The sequence below is a fragment of the Streptosporangium sp. NPDC000095 genome, assembly GCF_042899335.1.
GTDB lineage: Bacteria > Actinomycetota > Actinomycetes > Streptosporangiales > Streptosporangiaceae > Streptosporangium.
Window position 1 is genome coordinate 445,403 of record NZ_JBIAZS010000006.1, and the last position, 9,519, is coordinate 454,921.

A 9,519-nucleotide genomic window follows, 5' to 3' on the forward strand; every position below is an offset into this window, starting at 1 on the left:
TTGTCTTGTCTTTCCCTACCAACCAGCTGAGTGGAGGCTGCCGTGAGCGCGGGCGGCGGTACTAAGGCAATCATCGCGGCGTTGGCGGCCAACCTGGCGATCGCCGTGGCCAAATTCGTGGCGTTTCTCTTCACGGGCTCGTCATCGATGATCGCCGAGTCGGTTCACTCGGTGGCCGACTCGGGCAACCAGGCGCTGCTGCTCCTGGGCGGCAAGCGCGCGCAGCGGGCGCGTACGCCCCAGCATCCCTTCGGATACGGTAGGGAGCGTTACTTCTACGCGTTCGTGGTGGCGGTGGTGCTGTTCACCATCGGCGCGGTGTTCTCGCTCTACGAGGGCTGGCACAAGATCCACGCCCCCGAGGAGCTCACGTCGCCCCAGTGGGCCTTCGGCGTGCTGATCTTCGCGATCATCGCCGAGGGGTTCTCGTTCAGGACGGCGATCATCGAGTCCAACCACGTCCGTGGAAAGCAGTCGTGGGTGCAGTTCATCCGCCGCTCCAAGTCGCCCGAGCTGCCGGTCATCGTGCTGGAGGACCTGGGCGCGCTGCTCGGCCTGATCTTCGCGCTCTTCGGCGTGACGATGGCCGTGGTGACCGGCAACCCCGTCTGGGACGGCATCGGCACCATGATGATCGGCGCCCTGCTCGCGGTGATCGCGGTGATCCTGGCGATCGAGACCAAGTCGCTGCTGATCGGCGAGAGCGCGGGGCCCGAGGTCGAGACCCGCATCGCGGACGCCCTGGAGAGCGCGCCCGAGGTGACCCGGGTCATCCACATGCGCACGCTCCACCTGGGGCCCGAGGAGATCCTGGTCGCCGCCAAGATCGCGGTGGACCACGACGACACGGCCGCCGAGGTGGCCCGCGGCATCGACGAGGCCGAGCAGCGCATCCGCGCCGCCGTTCCCGAGGCGCGCGTCATCTATCTGGAGCCCGATCTCGACAGGGCCGGCGTCGCCGACCGCGTCTGAGTCCCACCGGACGGTCCGGGGCCGTGACAGGCTCCGGACCCGTGGGAGTCGTCCGGGATTCGCGGTGTCACCGCTGGGTGCGGCGCTGGAGCAGGCGCAGCGCCTTCTCCTTCTCGAAGTCCAGTGCTCTGCGAGGTGCCTGCAGGCGGCCGATCCGCAGCCCCAGGTCCCGTACGGCCTGTGCGACCGCGGGTTCGCTCAGTGTGCGCAGTGCGAAGGCGAGCTCGGCGGGGGAGACGTCGAACCGCTTCTCCAGCTCGACGCTCTGGGCGACGGCCGAGAGCTCCTCCGGGCCGAACCGCCGGTGCGCGCCCCGGTCCCTGATCGGGGGCAGCAGTCCGAGTGCCTCGCGGTAGCGGAGCATCCGGGGGGACATGCCCAGCTTTCTGGCGGCCTCGGTGATCCGCATGGTGCCCTCTTTCCGGTGATTTCCCAGAAAAGCTTACATTCTTGTGTCAGGTTACCCGCTCAGAGGGTGCGCGGAGCCGTTCCGGCCGCCTAAACTCCCAGACATCGACTGTTCCGATGGAACGGCGGGCCCGGCCCCAGAGCGAAGCACGATCGCGAGACGAGCGCGACGGGCGAGGGTGTGAGGCGAACGCCGCCCATCAACCAGAGGGGTAACCACATGGACTTCAAGGTCGCCGACCTTTCTCTCGCGGCCTTCGGCCGCCGGGAGATCCAGCTCGCCGAGCACGAGATGCCGGGCCTGATGGCCATCCGCAAGGAATACGCCGCGGCCCAGCCGCTGGCCGGTGCGAAGATCATGGGCTCGCTGCACATGACCATCCAGACCGCCGTGCTCATCGAGACCCTGGTCGCGCTCGGCGCCGAGGTCCGCTGGGTGAGCTGCAACATCTTCTCCACCCAGGACCACGCCGCCGCCGCCGTGGTCGTCGGCCCCGAGGGCACCGTGGAGAACCCGCGGGGCGTCCCGGTCTTCGCCTGGAAGGGCGAGACCCTGGAGGAGTACTGGTGGTGCACCGAGCAGGCTCTGACGTGGCCCGGTGACGACGGCCCCAACATGATCCTCGACGACGGTGGCGACGCCACCCTGCTCGTCCACAGGGGGGCCGAGTACGAGAAGGCCGGTGCCGTCCCCAGCGCCGACGAGAACGACCCCGAGGAGTGGAGCGTCATCCTCGACCTGCTCCGCCGCACGGTCACCGACGAGAAGCGCTGGACCAAGGTCGCCTCGCGCATCAAGGGCGTCACCGAGGAGACCACCACCGGTGTGCACCGCCTGTACGAGATGTTCAGGAACGGCACGCTGCTCTTCCCGGCGATCAACGTCAACGACTCGGTGACCAAGTCCAAGTTCGACAACAAGTACGGCTGCCGCCACTCGGTGATCGACGGCCTCAACCGCGCCACCGACGTGCTGATCGGCGGCAAGGTGGCGGTCGTCGCCGGATACGGCGACGTCGGCAAGGGCTGCGCCGACGCGCTCAAGGGCCAGGGCGCCCGCGTCATCATCACCGAGATCGACCCGATCTGCGCGCTGCAGGCCGCGATGGACGGCTTCCAGGTCACCACCCTGGAGGAGGTCGTCGGCATCGCCGACATCTTCGTCACGACGACCGGTAACTTCGACATCATCACGGCCGACCACATGGCCCGGATGAAGCACAACGCGATCGTGTCCAACATCGGTCACTTCGACAACGAGATCGACATGACCGGCCTGGCCCGGATCCCCGGCATCGAGAAGACCGAGGTCAAGCCGCAGGTCCACACCTGGCGTTTCCCCGACGGCAAGCAGATCATCGTGCTCGCCGAGGGCCGTCTGATGAACCTGGGCTGCGCCACCGGCCACCCCTCGTTCGTCATGTCCAACTCCTTCACCAACCAGGTGATCGCGCAGATCGAGCTGTTCACCAAGACGGACGACTACCCGGTCGGCGTCTACGTGCTGCCCAAGCACCTGGACGAGAAGGTCGCGCGCCTCCACCTCGACGCCCTGGGCGTGAAGCTCACCACGCTCACCAAGGCCCAGGCCGAATACATCGGCGTGGACGTCGAGGGCCCCTACAAGTCCGACCACTACCGTTACTGACACCCACGGTCGAGTTTCGCCGGGCCCCCGCTGCTTCGCGGGGGCCTTCCGGCGATTTCGGGGTTCGGGTAGATATGGGGAGAGATGTGGACAGCGCTGAGCGCGCCCTGGGGGCCGCGGGGGAGCTGAGGATCGGGTGGGCGGCGCGGGCGATGCCCGTGCTCACCGCCCTTGGCGAGCGGTTCGCCGCGGAGCGGCCCTTCGAGGGGCTGCGGATCGCCGCGTGCCTGCACGTCACCGCCGAGACCGCCGTGCTCATGGGCACCCTCAAGGCGGGCGGGGCCGAGATCGCGCTGGCCGCGTCGAACCCCCTGTCCACCCAGGACGACGTCGCCGAGGCGCTCCGTGACTACGGCGTCGTCGTGCACGCGCGGGCCGGGGTGACCATGGACGCCTACTACCGCCACATCCACCAGGCGCTCGACATCGTGCCGGACATCGTCCTGGACGACGGCTGTGACCTCGTCAACATCCTGCACACCGAGCGGACCGAGCTGCTGGAGACGGTCTCCGGGGGGTGTGAGGAGACCACCACCGGGATCATCAGGCTCCGGCGGATGGCCGCGGAGAAGGCGCTCAGGTTTCCCGTGGTGGCGGTCAACGACACGCGGACCAAGCGGATGTTCGACAACCGCTACGGCACCGGTCAGTCGACCATCGACGGGATCATGCGCGCCACGAACACCCTGCTCGCGGGCAAGACCGTGGTGGTCGCCGGATTCGGCTACTGCGGCCGGGGCGTCGCCGAGCGGGCGAGGGGCCTGGGGGCGCGGGTCGTGGTGACCGAGATCGACCCGGTCAAGGCGCTGGACGCCTTACTGCAGGGCTACGACGTACGGTCGATGGCGGCCGCGGCCCGGGCCGGGGACGTGTTCGTCACGGTCACCGGCAACCGCGACGTGATCAGGGGTGAGCACCTGGCGGAGATGAAGGACGGGGCGATCCTGGCCAACGCCGGGCACTTCGACGTCGAGATCGACGTCCGCGCCCTGGACGACCTGGCGCACGCCGTCCACCGGGGGGTCCGCCCCAACACCGACGAGTACGTGCTCGCCGACGGCCGCAGGCTCCTGTTGCTCGCCGAAGGCCGCCTGGTGAACCTCACCGCCGCCGAAGGGCATCCCGCCGCCGTCATGGACATGTCCTTCTCCGCGCAGGTGCTCTCGGTGGCGTGGCTGGTCCGCGAGCGGGCGCGGCTGGAGCCGGGGGTCTACGACGTGCCGGGAGAGGTCGACGTGGAGGTGGCGCGGCTCAAGCTGGCCGCGGCCGGGATCGAGATGGACGATCTCACCGTTGACCAGGAGGAATACCTCCACTCGTGGCGGCTCGGTTCCTGACCTCCTTTCCCTCGGTCACAGACGGGATACGCCGCGCACGCGGCCTCGGGCCGGGGAGAAAACCCCTCGTCACGATGACTTCTCCGGCTTGTTGCCGTACTGGGCGATCAGTTCGCTCGCCTCGCGCAGGATCGCGGCCTGCTGCTCGCGGCGCTTGCGGCGCCGGGAAAGCAGCGTCCGGGCGACGAGGAAGGCGAGAACGAGGAGGACGAGGAAGACGAGCTGCGGCCACGGCAACGCCCAGAGCGAGGTGTCGACCGTGGTCTGCTGGGCGGCGACGCCCTGGATCGACTCACCCACGACCGTGGGGGTCGCCACGACCTGCGAGGTGATCGGTCCCAGCGGCCAGACGCCGGTCACCTGTACGGTGAACTCGCGCCTGCCGCCCGGCATGACCTCCCTGGTCTTGGCGTCGGAGGTGTCCTTCCATCCGCTTTCGCCGACGAATCCGGACGTCTGGACATTCGTGTCCGCGGCCACCCGGACATTGCCTTCGTTGGTGACGGTGTAGGTCATGTCGATGGACCCCGAGGAGAACGGGTTCCACGATCCCTTGTACTCGGCCCGCAGGCCGGTCACGGCGACCTTGGCCACGTAGTCGCCGGTCACCCGGAGGTTCATCCGGACCCCCACCCGGTTCTGGACCCTGACCTGGCCGGAGATCGTGTCCACGGACGCCGTGACCCCCGCGGGGTGATCACCCGGCGTCGCGTTCTTCGGCACCGAGACCTTGACCGGCACGACGGCGGTGCCACCGGCGGGAATCGTCACCCGCTCGGGAATCTTGATCCATGCCCCGCCGTCGGTCGGCGTGGCGTCCGAGGGCCGCATGTCGAACAGTCCCTTGGCGGTCAGGTAGCCGTCGTTGGCGTCGATCGCGAAGGCGACCTCCTTGGTGGAGCGATTGGTGACCGCGATGTGCTCGGTCACCTCCTGCCCACCGGCGAGCTCGATGTCGATGGCGCTGCGGCCGTCGGGGCCCTTGGCGTCGGCCGGCGCGACCGACCAGGTGATGTCCCCCGGGCCCGCGGCGGCGGCCGGGAGGGCGTATCCCGTCAAGGTGGTCGCGCCGACAGCGCAGAGGGCGGAGAAGAGGGCGAGTGCCCTCCGCGAACTGCTCGTGAACAACGGTGGTATCTCCTGTTTCATGGTGAACATCCGGGACGTGTGGGTTAGGTTCGCACACGTCCCGGACACGCACAGCGGGGGGTGGCGTTCTGCCCCGCGATTGGTTCAGGACCGGTTGAACAAGATGGCGTTCACTGGTCGGCGTCGGGATCGGGTCAGCCGCAGCTGAGCGTGTTGTAGGTGGTGTCGTAGGTGGAGGTGGCCGGCTGGCCGTTGATGGTCGCGGCGCCCGTGACGGTCACGGTACCGGCGGCGAGTTGCCCGGTCCGGGTGTTGAAGGACTGGTAGGCCTGCTTGCCCGGGGCGACGTCGGCGACGGTCCTGGAGCCGTAGGGGGTCGACAGGGTGATGGTGGCGGGTGCGGTTCCGTTGTTGACGGCCGTGACCGCCAGGTGCGCCGTCGTACCCACGCAACGGGACTCCGCCGTCACGGTGAGCGGGAGCGTCGGGGCGACCGGCACCTCGACGGCCTTGATCTCCTCGACGTTCCCGGCCTTGTCGACGGCGCGGTACCGCACCTCGTGCTGCCCCTGCCCCGAGACGATGACCGTCCCGGTGTACGTCGTCCAGGCGCCGCCGTCCAGGGAGTACTCGATCTTCTCCACGCCGGACGTCTCGTCCGTCGCGGAGAGGGTGACCGGCACGCCGCCGTTGTCCTGCGAGCCGACCGTCGAGGTCGTCGTCGGCGCCGTCGCGTCGATCTTGACGGTGAGCGTCATGGTCGCCTCGACGTTGCCCCCCTTGTCGACGGAGCGGTAGGCCAGCGTGTGCGAGCCGTCGCCGGTGATGGCGACCGGCGCGGTGTACGTGGTCCAGGCGCCGCCGTCGAGCTGGTACTCGGTACGGTCGACCTGCTTCCCGTCCTTCCCGGGGGTCGCGGACAGCGTCACCGACACCAGACCGGTGAACCAGCCCCCGGCCGGCTGGGCCGGGGCGACCGTCGCGGTCGTCACCGGCGCCTTGTTGGTGACCTTCACGGTCTGCTTGCCGTAGTTCGCGCCGTTGCCTTCCGGCTTGTAGTTCCTCTCGACGTTGCCGGCGATGTCGACGGAGAACCAGGACACCTCGGTGGTCTTGTCGACCGTGATCTTCTGGGCCGCCTCACGCATGCCCGCCGCCCGCAGTTTGAGCGAGTCGAACGTCGGCCGCGTGCCGTCCAGCGTGTAGTACACGTTGGCTGGCTCGTTCACCTCGAAGGTGAACGTGGTGGAGCCTTCGGTCCTATCGGTGATCTTCAGGCTGGAGGTGGGGCGCTTCTGGTCCTCGGCGAAGGCACGGGCGACCTCCAGGATGGCGATCTGACCGTTGGCGAACTCCATCGCCTCCTGGTGCCCCTCGCTGAAGGGCGGCTGGAAACCGACCGCGGTGAAGCGCTGGGTGGCCGGGTCGTAGATGTCCGCGCCGACCTCGAAGTCCCAGCCGATGATGCCCCGGTTGTACCAGTGCTCGTCGGCGCTGTTGCCGGCCGCCGAGTAGAGGACGTCGGTGACGGGACCGGTGCGGCCCGGCCAGATCGCCGTGCCGCGGTGGGTCTGCACCGCGGACAGGATGTGGTCGGAAGCGGACCAGAAGTAGTTCTCGGTACCGAAGTCGACCCGCGGCAGCACCTCGCGTCCTGCGGTCTTGTAGGCACCGGGAGGCCACATGAAGTAGCCGCCGTAGGAGTGCGTGTTCATCGCGAACTTGATGTTCGGGTACTCGTTGGTGAGCCACACCTCGTTGCGGGCCTCCGGCTCCGAGAGCTTGGCGGGGCCGGCATAGGTGTCGCTGGTGCAGGTCGCCGAGGCGCCGTTGTATCCGTCGGAGAAGGCGCCGACCGAGAAGTTGCGGTTCAGGTCCACCCCCCAGGAGTTGCGGCGCGCGGGGTCGGACGCGTTGTCGGCGCAGTGGTTGGTCATGTTCCTGCGCTGCATGTTGTAGTCGTACATCGAGTAGTGCGAACCGTCGGGGTTGGTGGTCGGCAGCACGAAGATGTCGAGGTCGTCCACGAGCTTCTTGGTCTCTCTGTCCTGCGCGTAGTTGCGCAGCAGTCGCTCGGCGGCCTCCAGACAGGTGATCGGGGTGACCCACTCACGAGCGTGCTCCTGGCAGTAGAGGAACACGCCGGTCTTGGAACGGTCCCGCTGCTTGCCGATGCGAAGGACCTTCATCTGGAACGGGTCGCGTGACACGCTCGTCGGCGCCGTGAGGAAGTCGGTGAGCCGTACGGCCGCCGCGGCGGCGACCACGCCCGCGCCCGCGTTGCCGCGGTAGGTGTTCGCCGTCACCAGAGCGGATGCCGCCGAGTTGGCGTTGACGGCGTCCACCACCTGCTTGGCGGTGCTGGTGATCGTGCCGGAGGCGTCCGTGGCCAGGTTGACCACGATGTCCTTGCCGTTGACCGTGACCGAGAGCGGGGAGTTCGCGGTGTTCGGGTTGACGAGCGCCGCGGTGATGTCGTTGCCGCCCTCGCTGCCGTAGCTCTTGGAGTTCAGGTAGACGATGGAGGCCGTGGCCGTGCCGAACTGCGCCTGGGCGGACCGGCGGTAGCCGTTCGTCTTGTACGGCAGATCGACGATCTCCGAGATCTTCGGGAACTCGGCGGCGAGACCGACGATCCGATCGGTGATCTCGGTCGGGTCCATGTAGCGGTCGACGAAGTCGGAGACGTAGTGCGGCTTCGGTGCCTTGCGCGCGGCCCCCAGCCACTTGGTCACCTTCGCCGTCACCGAACCGCCGCGGTTGCTGGTGACCGTGACCTGGGACGGCTCCTTGTCGATCGCGAGCGGCGAGGTGAACCGGTGGTACATGTACTGGCCGGCGTCGGTGAAGCGGGACATCGTCGCCGTGCCGCCCGAGTCGGGGGCGGTGTTCTTGCCGCTGTCCCAGGTGGTGGTGAGGACGGTCTGCGCGTCGGTCGCGCTCGACTTCACCTCGACCGACAGGAAGCGCTGGTTGTCCACACTGGTGAACCACTCCGCGCGCAGGACCGTGAGAGTGTCCTCCGCGGCCTCGGCCGCGGTGCTCTTGGCGAGAGCCTTGGACCGCTCGACCTTGTTGGCGGCGAAGTCGCTCTCGTCGGAGATGACGCCGCGAAGATCGAAGCCCTGGTCCCTGAGGCTGTCGGCCTCCTCGGGGCTGAGGACGGCGTGCACCTCGATGCCGTCGTCCAGAGGCTTCTTGTATTCGGCCAGGTCCACCCCCATGTCGGTCAGCCGGTCCACATCGGACTGGTCGGGCACGACGATCCTGATCAGGGCGACGCCGTTCTGCTCGGTGGCGGGCAGCCGATCAGGAGCGACGTCGCTCACCGGCGGGCCCGGATCGGCGAGCACCGGGAGCGAGCTGACAGTGATCGCTATGGGTAGTGCGAGTAAGACGAGGGAACGTCGAACTCGTCTGCTGTAGGCAGCGCCTCTCACTGATCCTCCATCTGGCGTGCTGCCAGGTAGGGGGTCGGCCTGGCGGGGCGCACGCAAGTCGAAGGCAGTCTTTTGCAACGTTCCGTTTTTCGTCAAGCGGTCATATAGCCCGAATTTGGACTTTTAGATAACGGTATGGTTTCTAAGGATTTTTCGGTATATAGCGCCCTAAGGCCGTGTCGATGGTGCCGCACGAACCTCCGTGGACATGGGGGATCGAACGGTGCCCCTGGCCGGTGACCCCGGCTGGTGACTGTGGAGCGCACCCGGGGTGCGGACGGTCAGGTGTCAGGGAAGGCGGTGGCGCCGGTGGAACCGGGGGGTTCCACCGGCGCCGAGTCGTGACACGCCCGTCCAGCGGTGTCGTACCCGCCGGAAGGAAGGGCGGCGGGTATCGCGTCGGTCGTCGTCGGTCGTCATGTGATGGTGTGCCGGCGGGTGTGGGAGCAGGTGCCGGATTCCCCTCTCATGACTCGTCACGACAGTGGACGTGATCTTGCCGCGGCGGGCGGAAACGTCTACCCGTTGGCTCAGGACTGGTTGAACAGCGAGAGCGTGAGGGTGGAGTTGTACTCGCCGGCGGTGACGTCGACGGGGGTGCGCAGGGCGAGGTCGGCGTTGACCT

6 protein-coding genes are annotated in these 9,519 nt (G+C 68.0%); 3 read left to right on the forward strand and 3 right to left on the reverse strand.

Annotation, left to right across the window (positions count from 1 at the left end; translation table 11 throughout):
- Window positions 1–42 precede the first annotated feature (42 nt).
- A complete protein-coding gene (locus ACFY3V_RS17260) occupies window positions 43–972 on the forward strand; it encodes a cation diffusion facilitator family transporter (RefSeq protein ID WP_362896429.1) in 930 nt (309 codons plus the stop codon).
- Window positions 973–1,039: 67 nt separating this feature from the next.
- Here the strand turns inward: ACFY3V_RS17260 and ACFY3V_RS17265 are convergent, their stop codons facing one another.
- Window positions 1,040–1,381 carry a MerR family transcriptional regulator gene (locus ACFY3V_RS17265; RefSeq protein ID WP_350946480.1) on the reverse strand — a complete coding sequence of 114 codons (342 nt, stop codon included), beginning with the start codon at window positions 1,379–1,381 and terminating at the stop codon, window positions 1,040–1,042.
- 219 nt (window positions 1,382–1,600) lie between these two features.
- Here ACFY3V_RS17265 and ahcY point away from each other — a divergent pair, with 219 nt between their 5' ends.
- Together ahcY and ACFY3V_RS17275 are read left to right on the forward strand one after the other, a co-directional pair.
- The gene (ahcY, locus tag ACFY3V_RS17270; protein ID WP_362896408.1) at window positions 1,601–3,028 is read left to right on the forward strand and encodes an adenosylhomocysteinase; all 1,428 of its coding nucleotides are present in this window, start codon (window positions 1,601–1,603) and stop codon (window positions 3,026–3,028) included.
- An 86-nt stretch (window positions 3,029–3,114) separates the two neighbouring features.
- Window positions 3,115–4,365, forward strand: coding sequence for an adenosylhomocysteinase (locus ACFY3V_RS17275; protein WP_389774227.1), 1,251 nt, complete (start codon window positions 3,115–3,117; stop codon window positions 4,363–4,365).
- 69 nt (window positions 4,366–4,434) lie between these two features.
- Here the strand turns inward: ACFY3V_RS17275 and ACFY3V_RS17280 are convergent, their stop codons facing one another.
- Both ACFY3V_RS17280 and ACFY3V_RS17285 read right to left on the reverse strand, forming a co-directional pair.
- Entirely contained in the window at window positions 4,435–5,493 is a 1,059-nt protein-coding gene (locus tag ACFY3V_RS17280) for a WxL protein peptidoglycan domain-containing protein (RefSeq protein WP_350946483.1), read from the reverse strand.
- Window positions 5,494–5,648: 155 nt separating this feature from the next.
- Entirely contained in the window at window positions 5,649–8,807 is a 3,159-nt protein-coding gene (locus ACFY3V_RS17285) for an OmpL47-type beta-barrel domain-containing protein (RefSeq protein ID WP_389774231.1), read from the reverse strand.
- Between the last annotated feature and the right edge of the window lie 712 nt (window positions 8,808–9,519).

Excerpts from the sequence above, each read along its gene's own strand:
- ACFY3V_RS17265 (WP_350946480.1), bottom strand. The coding sequence starts at position 1,381 with ATGCGGATCACCGAGGCCGCCAGAAAGCTGGGCATGTCCCCCCGGATG.
- ahcY (WP_362896408.1), top strand. The coding sequence starts at position 1,601 with ATGGACTTCAAGGTCGCCGACCTTTCTCTCGCGGCCTTCGGCCGCCGG.